The following is an 18846-nucleotide window of genomic DNA, read 5'->3' on the forward strand; positions in this document are numbered from 1 at the left end:
CGCCCGCCAGAAGCCCACCCAATGCGCCAGTGTGCTCAATTCCATCGTGCAACCGGGCAGCTTCAAACATAGCGCCGCCCCCTCTGCCCAGTCATGGCAAAGCTATCGGTGAGCCAACCCGAAAGCTTGATGGAGTCATGCGGCGGTTGATAGTCCATGTACGTTGTCTGTCCTTGAACGCTATTGATTCACGGCCGGTCTGCCTCAGACCCACTTCGTCTTCATAAGGCGAACTGTACACAGTGGCCCGCTGAATTTCTGCGACACAGTTCGAAAAAGATACAACAATCGCATCGTGCCTACTCGAAAAAATGCCATTTCCTACGCGTGAAGTTCTGACCGCTTTGCCCGATCAACAAAGCGTGATGCTGGACAACCCCAGATTGACCCAACTGCAACGGCCATGCACATCGCTGGACGTACGACACTGGCGCAGTGTCCTGAAACGCATCAACCGCATGCGTTCTGCCGCCTGACACCGGACCAACAGCGTTGACACCCCGACCGCCAAAAAACATGATGCATCCAACCTCAAAAACCGGAACGCACTCATGGGCGACAAGAAAAAGCTGTTGCTGACTGGCGCAAGCCGGGGGATTGGTCATGCCACGGTCAAGCATTTCAATGCCGCAGGCTGGGAAGTGTTCACCGCGTCCAGGCAGAACTGGGTGGATGACTGTCCGTGGGCGGAGGGGCTGCTCAATCATATCCATCTGGACCTGGAAGACATCGACAGCGTCAGTGCCAGCATGGCGGCGATCAAAGACAAGCTCGGCGGGCGTCTGGATGCGCTGGTGAACAATGCGGGCGTTTCGCCGAAGACGCCGGAAGGCGGTCGCATGGGTGTACTGGAGTCGGATTACAGCACCTGGATCAAGGTCTTCAACGTCAACCTGTTCTCCACCGCACTGCTGGCGCGCGGGCTGTTCGATGAGTTGAAGGCCGCCAAGGGCAGCATCATCAATGTCACCTCGATTGCAGGCTCGAAAGTGCACCCTTTTGCCGGTGTCGCTTACGCCACGTCCAAGGCGGCGCTTTCTGCGTTGACCCGTGAGATGGCCTTCGACTTCGGCCCGCACGGGGTCAGGGTCAATGCCATTGCGCCGGGCGAGATCGACACCTCGATCCTGTCGCCCGGCACAGCGGAAATCGTCGAGCGGCTGGTGCCGATGCACCGTCTGGGCAAGCCCGAAGAAGTGGCCTCATTGATCTACTTTTTGTGCACCGCCGGTGCTTCTTATGTGAATGGCGCAGAAATTCACGTCAACGGCGGTCAGCACGTCTGATTCAACGGGTGCCGGGCACGTTTGCCGGCACCCGCCGCACGCCTAACCGGCTTATCCACACCGAAGCGACAATCACTCCGCCGCCAATCAGCAGGCGGGTGAGGTCTTCGTGCTGGTTCCAGATCAGCAGGTTGACCAGCAGCCCCAATGGCACATGCAGGTTGTTCATGACGGCCAGGGTGCCGCCATTGACGCTACACGCGCCTTTGTTCCACCAGTACATGCCCAACGCCGTCGAACACAGGCCGAGAAACAGCAGCACGATCCATTGGGTCGGTGCTTCGGGCAGGTGTTGCGGGTTGCCGAACATCAGGAACGCGGGCAGCACCACGGCCAGCGCACCCAGATAAAAGTAGCCGAAACGTCGGTAATGCGGCAGGTCGCTGGGGTGGCGCGCCACCAGATGTTTGTACAGCACCTGCCCGGCAGCGTAGGTGAAGTTGGCAACTTGCAGCAGCAGGAAGCCGCCGAGAAAATCGCCGTCCAGGCCGTCGTAACGAATCACGCCTGCGCCCAGCACAGCGACCAGCGCCGCCAGCAAGGCCCAAGGGTTGAAGCGCCGGTTGAGTGCGTCTTCGATCAAGGTGACGTGCAGCGGCGTGAGGATGGTGAACAGCAGCACTTCCGGCACCGTCAGCACCCGGAAGCTCAGGTACAGGCAGACGTAGGTAACGCCGAACTGCAAGGCGCCGATCAGCAGCATGCCGCGCATGAATCGCGGCTCGACCTGACGCCAGCGGGTCAGTGGAATGAACACCAGACCGGCCAGCACCACACGGATCAGCACGGCAAAGTAACTGTCAACGTGCCCCGCCAGATAGACACCGATCAGACTGAATGAAAACGCCTGAATCAGTGTGACGAAAAGTAGATAACCCATGCCCGCCCCTCGTTTTTGAAGGGCGCGACCATAGCGGTTTGCGCAACCTGCTGTCCACCGACAGACCACTGACGGGCCATTGCTTTTTGACGCCAACCCAGCGGCACGACCTGCGTTACCCGTCACAATTATGACAGACGCATTATTGACGCACATGTCGTCGCTTTCGACGAAAATATAGCCTATATCACGCAACTTTTCCTGAATAAGGGGTCTTACACCGGGGCGCTGCAATATTGACTTCATTACCTAAAATCTTCGTCGCCTGGAGTAACGCTATGATATTCAACACAAAAGATTTTGGAGCTTTGGGCGACGGCGTCACGAACGATACAGCAGCAATTCAGGCTACGATCGATGCGGCCGCAGCGGCGGGGGGTGGTGAAGTGGTTCTGGCGGCAGGGACCTACATCGTGTCCGGTGGCGAAGAGCCTTCCGATGGCTGCCTGATGCTTAGAAGCAACGTCACCCTGTCAGGTGCCGGCATGGGCGAGACGATCATCAAGCTCGCGGACGGCTCGGACACCAAGGTCACCGGCATCGTCCGCTCGGCCTACGGTGAAGAAACCCACGACTTCGGCATGAAGAACCTCACGCTGGACGGTAATCGGGACGCCACCACCGGCAAAGTGGACGGCTGGTTCAACGGGTACATTCCGGGCTCTGACGGCAAGGACTCGAACGTCACCCTGGACAGCGTCGAAATCAAGGATTGCTCGGGATACGGGTTCGACCCGCACGAGCAGACCGTCAATATGGTGATCAAGAACAGCGTGTCCCACGGCAACGGCCTGGACGGCTTCGTGGCCGATTACCTGAGCGACAGCGTGTTCGAGAACAACGTCGCGTATAACAACGATCGTCACGGCTTCAACGTGGTGACCAGCACCCACGACTTCACCCTGAGCAACAATATCGCCTACGGCAATGGCAGCACCGGCATCGTGGTGCAGCGCGGCAGCGAAAACATTCCCTCCCCCGCCAACATCACCATCACCGGCGGCGCGGTCTATGGCAACGGTGCCGAAGGCGTGCTGATCAAGCTGTCCAGTCAGGTATCGGTCAGCGGCCTGGACATTCACGGCAACGGCAGCGCGGGCGTGCGCATTTATGGCAGTTCCGGGGTGGATGTCTTTGATAACACGCTGAGCAACAACTCCCTCGGCGCACCGGTGCCGGAGATCATCATTCAGTCCTATGACGACACCACTGGTGTCTCCGGCAAGTACTTCAACGGCAGTGACAACCTGATCCGTGGCAACCTGATCACCGGCAGCGACAACTCTACCTACGGCGTGGCCGAGCGCAACGAAGACGGCACCGATCGCAACAGCATCGTCGGCAATACCATCAGCCACACCAGTAAAGGCCTGACGCTGGTTTACGGTGATGGCAGCTTTGCGGGCGATGCGTTCCCGCTGGTTACCGTGCTGGGCACAGAGGCCAACGACGTTATTACCGGCGGTGCGGCACACGAGCTGATCTTCGGTCTGGCGGGCAAAGACACTCTCGACGGCGGCACGGGCGACGACATTCTGGTCGGCGGTGCCGGGGCCGACAAACTGAGCGGCGGCGCAGGTGCCGATACCTTCCGTTTCGATCAACTGACCGACAGCTATCGCACGGCGACCACCAGCGCTACCGACCTGCTCACTGACTTCGACGTCAGCCAGGACCGCATCGATCTGGCGAACCTGGGCTTCACCAGGCTGGGCAGCGGCAAGAACGGCACGCTGAATATCAGCTACAACGCCACCCTGGACCGCACCTACGTCAAGTCACTGGACGTCGATGCAAGCGGCAACCGGTTCGAGCTGGGCCTGACCGGCAATTTGAAAGACACACTCAATGCCAGTCACTTCATCTTCCAGCACGTGACGGAAGGCACCGCAGGTGGCGATACCCTGACCGGTACGGCGGGCAACGATGTCATCAACGGCAATGCCGGCGTGGACCGCATCGATGGCGGCGCGGGTGCAGACACGATCAATGGCGGTGCCGATGCCGACACACTGACCGGGGGCGCAGGCGCCGACGTTTTCGTCTACAGCTCGCGCCTGGACAGCTACCGCAATTACACCGCTGGCGGGCCGAAGCAGAGCGACACCATCGTTGACTTCAACGTCGCCGAAGACCGCATCGACCTTTCCGCCATTGGCCTACGCGGGCCGGGCGATGGCAGCGCGAACACCCTTTACCTGTCGCTGAACGGCGATGGCAGCAAAACCTACGTCAAGACCAATGCGGTTGACACCACCGGCAATCGTTTCGAGATCGCCCTGGAAGGCAATCTGCTCGACAAACTCGGCGCGTCCAACTTCATCTTTTCCAGCGCATCGACCACCAATCAGGCACCGGTGCTCAACACGCCGCTGATAGATCAGAACGTTACCGAACTGAAACCGTTCTCGTACGCCGTGCAGCCCGGCAGTTTCAGCGACCCGGACAGCACCGCACTGACCTACAGCGCGACACTGGCCGACAACAGCGCCCTGCCCGACTGGCTGAAATTCGACAGCAAGACCCTGACATTCAGCGGCACACCAGGTGGCACAGCTTCAGGGCTCTATTCCGTGCTGCTGACAGCCAGCGACGCGACAGGCGCTTCGGTGGCGGACAGCTTCGCGATCAATGTGGGCAACGTCGCACCGGGCATCATCACCGGCACCGAAAGCGCCGAAGCACTGTATGGCACTGAGGGTAACGACACTTTGCTGGGCCTGGGTGGCGACGACACCTTGCGCGGCGATACCGGGGCCGACGTCCTCAACGGCGGAGCGGGCCGCGACGCCTTGTACGGCGGCGCCGATGCCGACACGTTCGTCTACAGCGCGCTCACCGACAGCTACCGTGACTACGACGCAGGCGGGCTGACCGCGACGGACACAATCTTCGATTTCACCCCCGGCCAGGACAAGATCGATGTCTCCGCCCTGGGCTTTCTGGGGCTGGGCAACGGCGAAAACCACACCCTGTACATGACGCTCAACGAGGCTGGCGACAAGACCTACGTCAAATCCGCTACCTCCGATGCCGAAGGCAATCGCTTTGAAATCGCCTTGAGCGGCAACCTGATCAACACCCTGAGTGACGCAGACTTTGTGTTTGGCCAACGTGAGTCTCAGGAGATTCTTTATTTGCCGACGCTGGGCCAGTCCAACGCGCGCCTGCTGCGCATGACCGAGGACGACAACCAGTCCGGCACCTCGGAAATGGCCAAGGACCTGACCCGCTATACCGATTACGACGTGCGCAGCCAGTTCAAAGACGCCAACGGTGATGCCATCGACCTGGCGGTAGGCGGCAGCACCGTCGTCGGTTACTCGACCGGCACCCCGGAAGAGCAGCGTATTTCCTGGTGGCTGACCGATACCGATCAACCTGGCCAGGCGCTGCTGCGTGCCACCGAGCTGCTTAAGGCGCAACTGGCGTCGTTGACGGCCATCGACAAAGTCACCACCGGCATTATCTGGAGTCAGGGCGAAGAAGCCGCTCAGGAAATAGCCCGGGCCACTGATAAACAAGCTGCGGCCGACCTGTACAAGGCATCGACCCTTAAGGTGTTCGACTACTTGCACGCGCAGATAGGCGACTTCAAGGTGTACCTGGCAGAAACCGGCCATTACCAGGCACAGGCAGCCGAAGCACGCGGCTACCCTCAGGAAAAAATCAACGCCATTGTCGAAGGTGCGGGTTATGTCCGCGCCGCTCAGGAAGCCATCGCCAGCGAACGCAGCGACATCAAACTGGCGGTTGACTACACCGACCTGCCCTTGCGTTACGAGGTCAACTCGCTGGTTTACCCGGATGACGTCTGGCACCTGCATGAAGAGTCTGCAGAGATCGTCGGTCAGCGACTGGCCGACTTCATTGCCGACGACCTGGGTTTCAGGGGCAACGCCAGTGACAACAATGACCCGGCGGCAATTTTTGCGGGCGGCCAGAACGAAGGTGGCAACATTTTCGGCACCAGTGACGATGACACGCTGATCGGCAGCGCCGGCAACGACATACTGGACGGCGATCAGGGTGCAGACCAGATGACGGGAGGCGATGGCAACGACATCTATGTGGTCGACAACGCGCTGGATACCGTCACCGAGAGCAATGACTCGCCGTCGCAGGTCGATACCGTGGTGTCGTCTGTCAGCTGGACGCTGGGGGCCAATGTCGAAAATCTGCTGCTTACCGGCGTGTCTGCCATCGACGGCACCGGCAATGCGTTGAAAAACGTGATCACGGGTAACAGCAGCGACAACGTTGTGGACGGCGGAGCCGGAGGCGATTTGCTGAAAGGTGGCGACGGCTCCGACAGCTATTACGTCGATGACGTGGCAGACCGCGTGGTCGAGACCAACAGCGATGCGTGGGTCGGCGGCGTCGATACGGTGTACAGCGCGCTGGCGAGTTATACGCTGGGGGCCCATCTGGAAAACATCGCGATCACCCGTACAGACACTGCCAACGCCACCGGCAATGCCTTGGATAACGTGCTCTACGCGGGCGCTGGCGACAATGTTATGGATGGGCGTGACGGCAATGACACGGCGTCGTACCTGTTCGCCAGCGCCGGGGTCACGGTCGCGCTGAACACCAGCGCCCAGCAAGCCACCGGCGGTTCTGGCCTGGACACCCTGAAAGGCACTGAAAACCTGACCGGCAGCCAGTTTGCCGACTCGCTGACGGGCAACAAGAACGCCAACGTGCTGAACGGTGGCGCTGGCAACGATACGTTGTCCGGGGGCGCAGGCGACGATGTGTTGATCGGGAGTTCCGGTGCGGACACTTTGATCGGTGGCACCGGGGCGGATCGCTATGTGTTCAACAGCATCGACGAGGTGGGCCGTGACGGCTTGCGCGACATCATCAATGGTTTCAAGGTGGGCGAAGGCGACAAACTGGATTTCACAGGCTTCGATGCCCGACCGCTTACTGATACCCACGATGCGTTCACGTTCATCGGCAACTCAGCGTTCAGCGCCAACAACACCGGCGAGCTTCGCTTTGCCGATGGCGTGCTGTACGGCAATGTCGATGACAACACCGGGGCGGACTTCGAAATCCAGCTAACGGGTGTGCAGAGTCTGCAGGCGGCTGACGTCATCGTCTGATAGCGACCCGACCATGTTCCGCGCTCACGGTTGAATCTCAACTATCGTGCGACGCCCTTTTAGCTATCGTGCGACGCTCTGCGTCGCATGCCGTTCTGGACGCTCTGCGTCCGGTCTTGACTGCGCGGCGCGGCGCAGATCTGTGACGCGGAGCGTCACCCAAGGCATTCCGACGCTGGAGCGTGCGGAACGATAATCTCAACTATCGTGCCACGCTCCTTCAACTATCGTGCGACGCTCTGCGTCGCATGCCGTTCTGGACGCTCTGCGTCCGGTCTTGACTGCGCGGCGCGGCGCAGATCTGTGACGCGGAGCGTCACCCAAGGCATTCCGACGCTGGAGCGTGCGGAACGATAATCTCAACTATCGTGCCACGCTCTTTCAACTATCGTGCGACGCTCTGCGTCGCATGCCGTTCTGGACGCTCTGCGTCCGGTCTTAAATGTACGGCGCGTAGCAGTTTTGTGAATCCCACCAGCCAAAACCTCACTTCAAAAGCAACGCATCGATCAAAAACGCAAAGCCCCTATACGCCCCATCCATAAATTTGTTTTATCCATAAGGGCGCTCTACTCTCAGGCTGGCTGACAGGTGAGCTTGATGCGCAACTTGATAATGCTGCGATTGAATTTGGACGATACGTCAACGCTCTTGCCAGCCCCCACTTGCACACGCCGGGTGCGCGGCGCTTCTGGCCCATTGGTGAACACTATTGAACATTTGGCGTCTACGTCACCGTAGTTGTTGACGGTAATCGCCCCGGTGTCGTGATAGACATCATGGGTTGCATAGTCGATTTTCACGTCCCGGTACTGCTTTTCCACTTCAATGGGGTACGCAAAGGCTGTGACAGGCAACATGACCAGCAGTAAACAGCACAGTCGATTCATTCGGCGATCTCCGGGACGGGATTGTCAGAGTAGAACAATAGCCGGCACATTAAAGAGGAATTACAGCATGAAAGCGCCCCGCGTGACGCTCGACCAGTGGCGCACGTTGCAAGCCGTCGTCGATCATGGTGGTTTTGCACAGGCCGCCGAGGCATTGCATCGTTCGCAGTCATCGGTGAGTTATACCGTGGCGCGTATGCAGGAACAGCTCGGCGTGCCCTTGTTGCGCATCGACGGGCGCAAGGCTGTGCTGACCGAAGCCGGAGGTGTCCTGCTGCGGCGCTCGCGGCAACTGGTCAAACAGGCAAGCCAGCTGGAAGACCTCGCTCACCACATGGAACAGGGCTGGGAAGCGGAGGTGCGGCTGGTCATCGACGCCGCCTACCCGTCGGCGCGGCTGGTCAGGGCGCTGACTGCGTTCATGCCGCAAAGCCGTGGTTGCCGGGTTCGCCTGCGTGAAGAGGTGCTCTCGGGGGTCGAGGAAGTGTTGCTCGAAGGCGTCGCAGACCTGGCCATCAGCGCCTACAGTATCGCTGGCCATCTGGGAACGGAAATGAGCTCGGTCGAGTTCATCGCCGTTGCGCACCCGGACCACGCACTGCATCAGGCCAATCGCGAGCTGACCTTTCAGGACCTGGAAAGCCAGTTGCAGGTCGTGATTCGCGACTCCGGCAGGCAGAAGCCCCGGGATTTCGGCTGGCTGGGCGCCGAACAGCGCTGGACAGTCGGCAGCCTCGGCACGGCAGCGACCTTTGTCAGCAACGGCCTGGGGTTTGCCTGGCTGCCTCGGCACATGATCGAACGCGAACTGCGCGAAGGGCTGCTCAGGCCCCTGCCGCTCGACAAGGGTGGCATCCGCAATCCGACGTTCTATCTTTACTCCAGCAAGGACCGGCCGCTAGGGCCGGCGACGCAGATTCTGATCGACCTGATCCGCACCTTCGACACCGCGCCGCTGAACGTAGCGCTCCCCGCCGCTCAACACGCCTGACAGGAGTAGGCAAATGGCTTTTTTCGAGCACGATGACTGTTCACTGCACTACGAAGAGTACGGCCAGGGCGAGCCTGTTCTGCTGCTGCACGGCCTGGGTTCCAGCTGCCAGGACTGGGAGTACCAGATTCCGGTGCTGGCCAGCCACTACCGCGTCATTGTCATGGACATGCGCGGTCACGGCCGCTCCGACAAGCCGCACGAGCGCTACAGCATTAAAGCCATGAGCAATGACGTCGAAGCGCTGATCGAGCACCTTCGGTTGGGGCCGGTGCACTTGGTGGGCCTGTCGATGGGCGGGATGATCGGCTTCCAGCTGGCGGTCGATCAGCCGCACCTGCTCAAAAGCCTGTGCATCGTCAACAGCGCGCCGCAGGTCAAGGTCAAAAGCCCAGGCGATCTGTGGCAGTGGATCAGGCGCTGGACCCTGTCACGCCTCGTCAGCATGGAAACCCTCGGCAAGGCGCTGGGCAAGCTGCTGTTCCCCAAACCGGAGCAGGCCGAGCTGCGGCGCAAGATGGCCGAACGCTGGGGCAGGAACGACAAACGCGCCTATCTGGCCAGCTTCGACGCCATCGTAGGCTGGGGTGTGGAGAACAGGCTGGGGCGTATCACCTGCCCGACCTTGATTGTTGCGGCTGAACACGACTACACCCCGGTGTCGCTCAAGGAGGCCTACGTCAAAAGCCTGCCCAACGCGCGACTGGTGATCATCAATGACTCCCGGCACGCGACGCCGCTGGACCAGCCTGAGCAATTCAATCGCACGCTGCTGGAATTCATCGCGGGCACTGGAGTCTGAAAACGTACGCGGCCTGTCCGCGTGCAAGTCCATGTGCAAGCCGAGCGCCCAATACGCAGCGGATCTTGCGAGTCGCTGGGCAAAAAAAGCCAAACGTGTTTACCATGCTGGCCACAGTCGATATCTCTAACTGAAGGACGTGTTGCCACATGCTGAAAAAAATCGCTCTCGCCGCCTGCTCCGTGCTGTTTGCCGCCAACCTGATGGCTGCTCAAGACAAGGCCACGCATGTGGTACTCGATACCAGCTTCGGCCAGATTGAAATCGAGCTCGCCGACACCAAGGCGCCTGTCAGCACTCAGAACTTTCTGGGTTACGTAGACAGCGGCTTCTACAGCAACACCATTTTTCACCGGGTGATTCCGGGCTTCATGGTGCAAGGTGGCGGTTTCACCCAGCAACTGGTGCAGAAACCCACCAAGGACCCGATCAAGAACGAAGCCCAGAACGGTCTGCATAACGTGCGCGGCACGATTGCCATGGCCCGGACTTCGGATGTGAACTCGGCCACCAGCCAGTTCTTCATCAACACCAATGACAATGCCATGCTCGACAACGGCACCCGTGACTTCGGCTACGCGGTGTTCGGCAAAGTCGTCAAGGGCATGGACGTGGTCGACAACATCGTCAACGCCCGAACCGGCAATCAGAAAGGCATGCAAAACGTGCCAGTCGACCCGATCCTGATCAAGTCCGCCAAACGCGTCAACTGATCAGCAACCTGCACCGCATGAAGCCATATGGCTTCGTGCGGGCCGGACGGGAGAGCCTCCACTTATCAAGGAGAACCCACGTCGCGTGGGTGTGATAGCCAATGCTTTATCGTCGTTTTGAACAACTGATCGATATCTTCAAAGACGCCCCTACCGCTTCCCCGCCCAACACCGTTTTTGCGTTCTACCTGTACTACCTGCGCCAGGTGTGGCCGACGTTTCTCGCGCTGTTGGTCGTGGGCCTGATTGGTGCGCTGATCGAGGTGTCGCTGTTCAACTACCTGAGCCGCATCATTGACCTGGCGCAAACCACGCCGCCCAAGGACTTTTTCAGCCTTCATGGCCCGGAGCTGATCTGGATGGTGGTGGTGGCCCTGCTGCTACGCCCGATCTTCGTCGGTCTGCACGACCTGCTGGTGCACCAGACCATCAGCCCCGGCATGACTAACCTGATCCGCTGGCAAAACCACAGCTACGTGCTCAAACAGAGCGTCAACTTTTTCCAGAACGATTTTGCCGGGCGCATTGCCCAGCGCATCATGCAGACCGGCAACTCGCTGCGCGACTCGGCCGTGCAGTCGGTGGACGCGCTGTGGCATGTGTTGATCTACGCGATCAGCGCCATGGTGCTGTTCGCCGAGGCTGACTGGCGACTGATGATCCCGCTGGGCACCTGGATCCTGGCGTTCATCCTCTCGCTGATGTATTTCGTCCCCAGGGTCAAACAGCGCTCGGTGGATTCGTCCGACGCGCGCTCAAAGCTCATGGGCCGGATAGTTGATGGCTACACCAACATCACCACCCTGAAACTGTTCGCCCACACCAATCACGAACAGCAATACGCGCGTGAAGCGATGCGTGACCAGACCGAAAAAAGCCAGCTGGCTGGCCGGGTCGTGACGTCGATGGACACCACCATCACCACCATGAACGGCGTGCTGATTGTCACCACGACCGGGCTGGCGCTCTGGCTGTGGACCCAGTCAATGATCTCGGTGGGCGCCATTGCGCTGGCCACAGGCCTGGTGATTCGTATCGTCAACATGTCCGGCTGGATCATGTGGGTGGTCAACGGTATTTTCGAGAACATCGGCACCGTGCAGGACGGCCTGGAAAGTATTTCGCAGCCTGTCACGGTCAATGACCAGCCCGGCGCTCAACCGTTGAAGATCGAGAACGGTGGCGTCAGGTTCGACGGGGTTGATTTCCATTATGGCAATGGCAACGGGATCATTCACAACCTCAACCTGGACATAAAACCCGGCGAGAAGATCGGTTTGATCGGGCCATCCGGCGCTGGTAAATCGACGTTGGTGAATCTGTTGCTGCGCATGTATGACGTGCAGGGCGGCAGGATTCTGATCGACGGCCAGGATATTTCCCGGATAACCCAGGAAAGCCTGCGTGCGCAGATCGGCATGATCACTCAGGATACTTCGCTGTTGCACCGCTCGATTCGCGAAAACCTGCTGTATGGCAATCCTGACGCGACCGATGAACAGCTCTGGGAGTCGATCCACAAGGCCCGCGCCGATGAGTTTATTCCGCTGTTATCGGACTCCGAAGGCCGTACCGGTTTCGATGCGCATGTGGGTGAGCGCGGCGTCAAGCTGTCCGGTGGTCAGCGCCAGCGTATCGCGATCACCCGCGTGCTGCTCAAGGACGCGCCGATTCTGATCATGGACGAAGCCACCTCGGCACTCGACTCGGAAGTCGAAGCGGCGATTCAGGAGAGCCTGGAAACGTTGATGCAAGGCAAAACTGTCATCGCCATCGCTCACCGCCTGTCGACCATCGCCCGCATGGATCGCCTGGTCGTCCTGGAAAAAGGCCAGATCGCCGAAACCGGCACCCATGCCGAACTGCTGGCCCGCGGCGGGTTATATGCGCGATTGTGGCAACATCAGACCGGCGGGTTTGTGGGGGTGGATTGAGCGTAGGCAGAATGCTGGCCTCTTCGCCAGTCAGCCGTCGCGAGCAATGCGGATCGCTGCCTCGGGCGCTCCCACAGGAGCAGTTGATCGGTCAGTCTACGTGCCGATACGGCAACGCGCTCCGTGCTTGCTCGGCATACGCCATTATGCCCGCTCGCTCCTGCTCCAGAAACTCGCTCACAGCGTCTTTCAACCCTGGGTGCATCAGGTAATGCCATGAACGGGTGATCTGCGGTTCAAAGCCGCGGATCAGCTTGTGTTCGCCCTGGGCACCCGCGTCGAACCGTTGCAGGCCGTGGGCGATGGCGTAGTCCATGCCCTGGTAGAAACAGGTCTCGAAATGCAGACGGTCGAACTCGGCCAGACAGCCCCAGTAACGCCCGTAAAAGCTGTCGCCACCGATCAGGCTAAAGGCCATCGCCACAGGCCGTGAGCCCTGCAAGGCGATGACCACACGAATCGATTCAGGCATGCGCTCGGCCAGCAGGCTGAAGAATTCGCGGGTCAGGTAAGGCGCCTGCCCACGAATTTCGTAGGTATTGGAATAGCAGGCATAAACAAAGTCCCACAGCACTTCGCTCATTTGCCCACCTTCGAGCCATTCAAACTCGATGCCCTGCCCCGCCACTTGCTCACGCTCCTTGCGCATCTGTTTACGCTTGCGCGAACTCAATGCATCAAGAAAGTCCTGAAAGTCCCGGTAGCCACGGTTATGCCAATGGAACTGACAGCCAATGCGCTGCAGCCAGCCCGGTTGCGACTCAAGCAAGGCATCTGCGGCAGGGTCGGTGAAGTTCACATGCGCGCTCGACAGGCCCTCGCTCTGCAGATAGGCCGGCAGCTCGCTGAGCAACTCCCTACCGCCCTGTGGCGTTGCAGACAGAATCCGCGAACCACTAACCGGGCTGAACGGCACCGCCACCAACAGCTTGGGGTAATAAGCAATGCCAGCACGGCGACAGGCGTCTGCCCAGCCGTGGTCGAACACATATTCGCCGTACGAATGCCACTTTCGATAAGCCGGTAACGCCGCCACCAACTGATCGTTTTCGTAGTGCAGCACATGCTCGGCACGCCAACCGGAGCGCGGCCCGAGGCTGCCGCTGTCTTCCAGCGAGCTGAGAAAGGCATGGCGCAGGAACGGCTGATTGCCCGGCACCAGTGCGTCCCATTGGGCAGGCGCAACGGTGCCGAGGCTGTCGATGACGTGAACAGGCATGCAGGTTCCCCGATAAGCAGACAGGGTCAAGAGTATCCCTTATTGAGGCGCCATGTTCACCGCCTCAGCAATCTGCATGGAAAGCCTGATCGCAAACTCATTGAGTGCCTGCTCACGCTCACTGGAAATCAAGGCGATCCGATCAAGATACTGCTGGTCGGATTGCTGGTTCGCAGGCAATTCATCCAGAACGCTCAGACGCTCACTGAAAGGCCTCTTTACCACGTCGAAATCGGAGGCGTAACGAGCTTCCAGATAACTCATCCAGAATTCCCTGGCGATCAGCGACTCGAAAAATGCCTGGGTACTTTCGCGTGTGATTATTTCGCTGTGCGCGTCCTGCAAATCAGCGTCGGTGACCTTCGCGATATTGCTGAACAGCATGGTCTGGGCCTGACCGGGCAGATCAAGCCGGGCTTGCAGGCCGACACGGTAGGCCAACCGCACTTCGGCCTCATCGACCCTGTCGCCTTGATGCTGACGAAGAGCAATCTCGCGCAGTGCAATTTTTTCCACCTGATCCAGACGGTCCAGACTGCGCGTCATCTTGAACAGCTCCAGTGGCTGCGCGGCTTGCGGCGTGGATGACATGATCGAGAACACCCGCACGCGCACTTCCATGTCGCCAAAGACCAACGCCAGCCCATCGCCGCAAGTCTGCGGGTGAGCGGCAACATCGAATAGCTGGAGACGCAACTCCGTACTTGCAGAGGCTGCGTCTATCATCGCCCAGACTCGCCTGACGAGTGCTTCATGGTTATTTGAAAAATCAGCCGAGTGCGTCAGGTCGCTCAACATCTGGAAAAAGTCCGTAGAACCTGTACAGGCTCGCAGATCCTGCCAAAGCCGGTCACGGGCTTCCACTTGCTCACGATCCAGACCTGCAAGCCAGGGTGTACTGTCAGGCCCGGCCTCAAGCGCAGGACGGTTCTGGCCGACACCCAATCGCGGCCGGGTCCTGCCCTCGAGAAACAGTCGGATGCTGGCCATTGCTTGCGCAGTCAATGGATTGCCGCTCAAAAGCAGGTGAAGGCGAGTGGAGCCGAGGGAGCGCTCAATGCCATCAAGCTCCTCGAGCGATAATTCCGAAATACGATTATCGCGCACATCAAGACGAATCAAATCCGACCTGCGCCAATTCCACGCTGGCAACGTTTCAATGCCTGTAGCACGCAAAAACAGCATACGTAACGAATTGAGATCCGCAAGACGCACCTGCGGCCCAAGCGGACAATAGTTGAGATTCAGAACCTCCAGTCGGCGCAGGTTCTGCAAAATGGCATTGGAGGCCTCTGTCCAGCCCAAGGGGTTATTTCTGAGTGACAGCTCTGTAAGCCGAGTCATTCTCCCTATCGACTCTGGCAGGGCCTGCAGTTCATTGAAACCCAGATTCAACGACCGCAGGTTAGTGAAGTTTTTCAGCAATGCATCCATGTGTGAATGGGGAAGCTGCATGTTCCACGCCTTTAACTCAGCCACATGGCCGAAGCTGGCGGTTATCTCCGGTATTACCCCTACTCGCAGATTATCCAGATCAAGCGAATAGCCCAGAAACTCACCCTGAAGACTTATGGAGTGATTACCGAGTCTTCTCCAGCAGCCGTGAATGCGCCTCGCCGCGACTTCCCTGGATGTGCGCAGCAAAGAGAATGGCGTTTCCGTTATCCACTCATCCAGGGTGGTTTGAAGGTTGCGTAATTCATCCCTGAGACCACGCAGCCTTTGCTTGACGAAATGGGGCAACTGCCCGGCCGACCCGGTATGTTCGGCCCGCAACTCATCAAGAAAACTCGCCACCTGATCAGCGGAAAAATCCGGGTATAAACTTTTCACTGCAAGCTCTGGCGAGTGATTGGACGAACCGATACCCAGTCGGCGAAAGAACCCACGCAAGCGACCGCTCAGAGGATAGCCGATACGGCCGTCAGGCAATCTGTGCGGCCATTTGATGCCAGGCTTGATCGGTTGCATCTGCAGGATACTCATGACGCGGTCGCGTCGATCAGATGCAATACCGCCCAACAGACTGCGCAACTGCTGCTCTTGCGCATTCAACGGCAGATTGATAGTGAGGCGCACGTCATCAGGAAGAACGCTCAACAGGCTGCCGAAAAACCTCGGATTCCGTGCACCAAGAGACTCTCCCAAATGATTGAAGGGCTCAAATCCCTCTCCAGTTCTGACGAGAATCCGGTGCACGGCGGTGGCCTTCTCGCTGGCAAGACTGCCTATTTCGTCTCCCTCCAGTGTGTCTTTGAGCAGATCGATTGACCTGTCACCGCCCCAGCCCGGCACGTATTGCAACAGGCCAAGTCCTGCGGCCTGAGTGTCGGGATTGTCGGTCGAACTTCTGTAGAAGCCCTCGATGGCCCTGTTTATCCTCAGCTGCTGTTGATACTCACGGGCGTGCTCGGCAAGCTCCAGAGGGATACGCTTTTCCGATGTCATGCGGACCTTGTCAGCCTCGCTCGTCATGTCGAGGAGTTCAAGCGCGACGCTATCCGGCAAGCGGCTGAAATCGCGCTGTATCAACTGGACCAGCGGGTCGCTGCTGCGGGCTTTCAGCGCATGAACCCCATCGAGCAGCTGCTCTATATGGTATTGAGCATAATCGGCCAAATGACTTTTCAAGCCGCGAAGCTGAACGACCTTGTCTGTGCTGCCGCTGCCCGTCAGACGAGTGATTTCGTCAGGCGTCAGGCCGTCCAGTAATTGGCCCAGAACCTGAGTCAGGTGCCGTGTCGGGCCTACCACATGAGATGAAAGTGTCATGTGCGCCCCCGCGTTCCAGGAATCCAGCAGGCCCCCTTCAGCATCGATCAATAACAGCCCCCGGGTCTTGTGCCAAAGCGGCGACGACACCAGCAGCTTCATCCATGGCTCGAGGTGAGAAACCGACACCGGCGACAGATCTTCGGCCTTGAGTGCATCAATACAGCTTTGCAGCTCCCGCTCGATTTCAACGCGCTGTACGGCATCTTTCTGCAAGGCCGGAGGCGGGAGGTTCTCGACATGTATCTGGCGCAGCAACGCCTCATTGACGCCGGTAATACCCAGCGTTTTGCGGATTTCCGCTTCGCTGAACGCTTCACACGTCGCGTTCAGACGCCTGAACGCCGTGACCTCATCCCAGCCCATGGGGTTTTCCCACTCATGACGCCAGGCGCCAGCGCCATTGTGTTCCAGCCTCGGCGAATACGAGCGCTCGTCCACCGGATGCTTGATTCGATAGTTTGCGTGATGGGCATCCGCCGCTACGCGATAGAGCTTGCCATCCAGAAGCAGCCAGGTCTTGCCATCAAATTCGTAAAGCCCGAGCGCATTGAGACTCAGCCCATCAGGCAACCTGACCGTATCGGCAAAAGCATCAACGGTCGGTTTGCCAAGGCGGATCGATCCATCGACGCTCTTCTGCACCAGGCTTTCGATGAACATCGACGGCTTGAGCCCGTTCACCGCGCCGATGACGGTGCCCAATAGCAGCATCTGGGCGACGTTTTCGCCAATCTCATAAACATGTTGCATGGCCTCTTCCACTTCCCCGTGCGTCCAGTCTTCGTAGGCAACGAACGCTTCACTGGCAAGCTGATAGAGGGCGACCATAGCCATGACTTCGCCCAGCACCGGCACAAAGAATCCGGCCACATTGAGCAGGTTCATGCCCTTGCTTTCCAGGCTTTCAAGCAGTGCATCGCGAGCCTGCTGATCCACCTGCGCGGAAGGCACCGCGATTGCCCGTGAGTCGCCGTAGGTTTTGGCCAGCAGGTGGTCATACAGCAACTGAAACGGTGGTTTTGAAAATGGCTGTGCCTGCAACACAAGGTCAGCGTTGACGTCCAGCGTGGCGTCCTGGGCCGGGTGAAGGCGTGGCTTCAGCGTGGCAAAGAATTGCGGACTGCGAGTCAGACTGACAAAGCGGCTGAAATATCGACGATAACTGTCGCTGTCGAGCGCTTCCACAAGACTGGCGTTGAAGGCCTGGAGTGATGCGAACTGTTTGATCGGATGTGAAGGCTCGGAAGGCATATAGACAATGCAAGGCCCACCATCAGGATCAGGAATGTCCTGCTGGATCAGCAGAGCGCCGTGCAAAAGGCAGCCCGAAAAAACGTAGGTATCGAGCATGTGTAACTGGCAACAGCGCACGCCCTTGCCATCCCATTCCGGGCGGTCGACGGACTTCACCATGCTCAGCAACATCTGGTAAGCCGCATCGGTGACATCACCCTTCATTCTGGCAATGTGCGCGAGTACCTCGACGGCATCACGCTCACTGTCGATGAACGCGACGGCTACCGCCTGCGCAGCATCGGGAGTGGAAGGCTTGAATACACTGTCCAGATGGGACTGGTACTGGCTGCCCAGGTCCAGCTCATGGCAAAAATCAGCGAACTGCTCAAGGCTGATGTCCTGGCGGTCATGGTATTCCACCGTGTACCTGTGCTGGGTGCTGTCGATCAGCCAGTAACGCAAGCCACCTGTACGCAGAATGGCCGAGTGCGGATCGAAGCGGCTGCGGTTGCTGGCGGCAAAGTTCTGTAACGCTGCCTGCAAAAGCGTCTGCTCAAGGGGAGCCGGTTTCCAGGTGCTGTCGTAGCGCCAGGTCATCAGTTGGAAGTCTTCAACGTCCAGAGCAAGTTTGAAACGTTCAAAAAACGCTTTCGACAGCACAGGCGCGGCGAACGTCTTTGCCGATAACAGGCGGTTGCGGATGGGTTCCAGCGCTTGGGCCGAACGCCGGGCTTTCTGCTGGCTGGCATGCAGTGCCTGGCGCAATGACGCCGGTGCGCTCGAGTACCAGCCAGGTAAATTAGCCCTGATGAATCCGGCGTTCGGATGTTCGGCTTCAAACGGCTCAGAGTCGAGCTTGCGCGGGGTTATCAAGGAAACGGGCACGTCAGGCGATGCCTGTGTTTCAGGCGTGTTGTCGTGAGCAGTTAACATAGTCAATACCTAGGGTGGCTTCGTGAAAAGCCAACACCATAGAGACCCTATGACCTGCAAGTGACATAACGGGATA

Annotated in this window: 11 protein-coding genes; 6 read left to right on the top strand and 5 right to left on the bottom strand. The window is 58.9% G+C overall.

The annotated features are described in order from the left end of the window. Positions 1–70, bottom strand: a 70-nt coding sequence (locus QRN38_RS28425) for a hypothetical protein (protein WP_479681213.1), incomplete at its 3' end; no start/stop codon positions are given. 481 nt (positions 71–551) lie between these two features. Between QRN38_RS28425 and QRN38_RS26575 the strand changes: the two genes are divergently transcribed. Next, a complete protein-coding gene (locus QRN38_RS26575) occupies positions 552–1286 on the top strand; it encodes an SDR family NAD(P)-dependent oxidoreductase (protein ID WP_005619926.1) in 735 nt (244 codons plus the stop codon). A gap of 1 nt (position 1287) precedes the next feature. On the opposite strand, the gene QRN38_RS26580 is transcribed toward QRN38_RS26575, so the two are convergent. After that, positions 1288–2166, bottom strand: a complete 879-nt coding sequence (locus tag QRN38_RS26580) for a carboxylate/amino acid/amine transporter (protein ID WP_057417800.1) — start codon at positions 2164–2166, stop codon at positions 1288–1290. Between the two features lie 278 nt (positions 2167–2444). Between QRN38_RS26580 and QRN38_RS26585 the strand changes: the two genes are divergently transcribed. Then, positions 2445–7277: a M10 family metallopeptidase C-terminal domain-containing protein gene (locus QRN38_RS26585; protein ID WP_057417799.1), complete on the top strand. Its 4833-nt coding sequence runs from the start codon at positions 2445–2447 to the stop codon at positions 7275–7277. Between the two features lie 575 nt (positions 7278–7852). On the opposite strand, the gene QRN38_RS26590 is transcribed toward QRN38_RS26585, so the two are convergent. After that, positions 7853–8167: a hypothetical protein gene (locus QRN38_RS26590; RefSeq protein ID WP_005764975.1), complete on the bottom strand. Its 315-nt coding sequence runs from the start codon at positions 8165–8167 to the stop codon at positions 7853–7855. Between the two features lie 67 nt (positions 8168–8234). Between QRN38_RS26590 and QRN38_RS26595 the strand changes: the two genes are divergently transcribed. The 4 genes from QRN38_RS26595 to QRN38_RS26610 all read left to right on the top strand — a co-directional run bounded on the left by QRN38_RS26595 (position 8235) and on the right by QRN38_RS26610 (position 12607). Continuing rightward, positions 8235–9158, top strand: coding sequence for a LysR family transcriptional regulator (locus QRN38_RS26595; protein WP_005764973.1), 924 nt, complete (start codon positions 8235–8237; stop codon positions 9156–9158). A gap of 13 nt (positions 9159–9171) precedes the next feature. Beyond that, the gene (locus QRN38_RS26600) at positions 9172–9960 is read left to right on the top strand and encodes an alpha/beta fold hydrolase (protein ID WP_005764971.1); all 789 of its coding nucleotides are present in this window, start codon (positions 9172–9174) and stop codon (positions 9958–9960) included. A 149-nt stretch (positions 9961–10109) separates the two neighbouring features. Then, complete coding sequence (locus QRN38_RS26605) at positions 10110–10673, top strand: peptidylprolyl isomerase A (RefSeq protein WP_005764969.1); 564 nt, start codon at positions 10110–10112, stop codon at positions 10671–10673. A 101-nt stretch (positions 10674–10774) separates the two neighbouring features. Then, complete coding sequence (locus tag QRN38_RS26610) at positions 10775–12607, top strand: ABC transporter ATP-binding protein (protein ID WP_005764967.1); 1833 nt, start codon at positions 10775–10777, stop codon at positions 12605–12607. A 91-nt stretch (positions 12608–12698) separates the two neighbouring features. Here the strand turns inward: QRN38_RS26610 and QRN38_RS26615 are convergent, their stop codons facing one another. After that, positions 12699–13826 (bottom strand): GNAT family N-acetyltransferase, encoded by a 1128-nt coding sequence (locus QRN38_RS26615; protein WP_007247022.1) that lies wholly within the window; start codon positions 13824–13826, stop codon positions 12699–12701. Positions 13827–13865: 39 nt separating this feature from the next. After that, positions 13866–18770, bottom strand: a complete 4905-nt coding sequence (locus tag QRN38_RS26620; RefSeq protein WP_057417798.1) for an NEL-type E3 ubiquitin ligase domain-containing protein — start codon at positions 18768–18770, stop codon at positions 13866–13868. Positions 18771–18846 lie beyond the last annotated feature (76 nt).

The organism is Pseudomonas sp. CFBP2511 (assembly GCF_030209255.1).
GTDB lineage: Bacteria > Pseudomonadota > Gammaproteobacteria > Pseudomonadales > Pseudomonadaceae > Aquipseudomonas > Aquipseudomonas avellanae.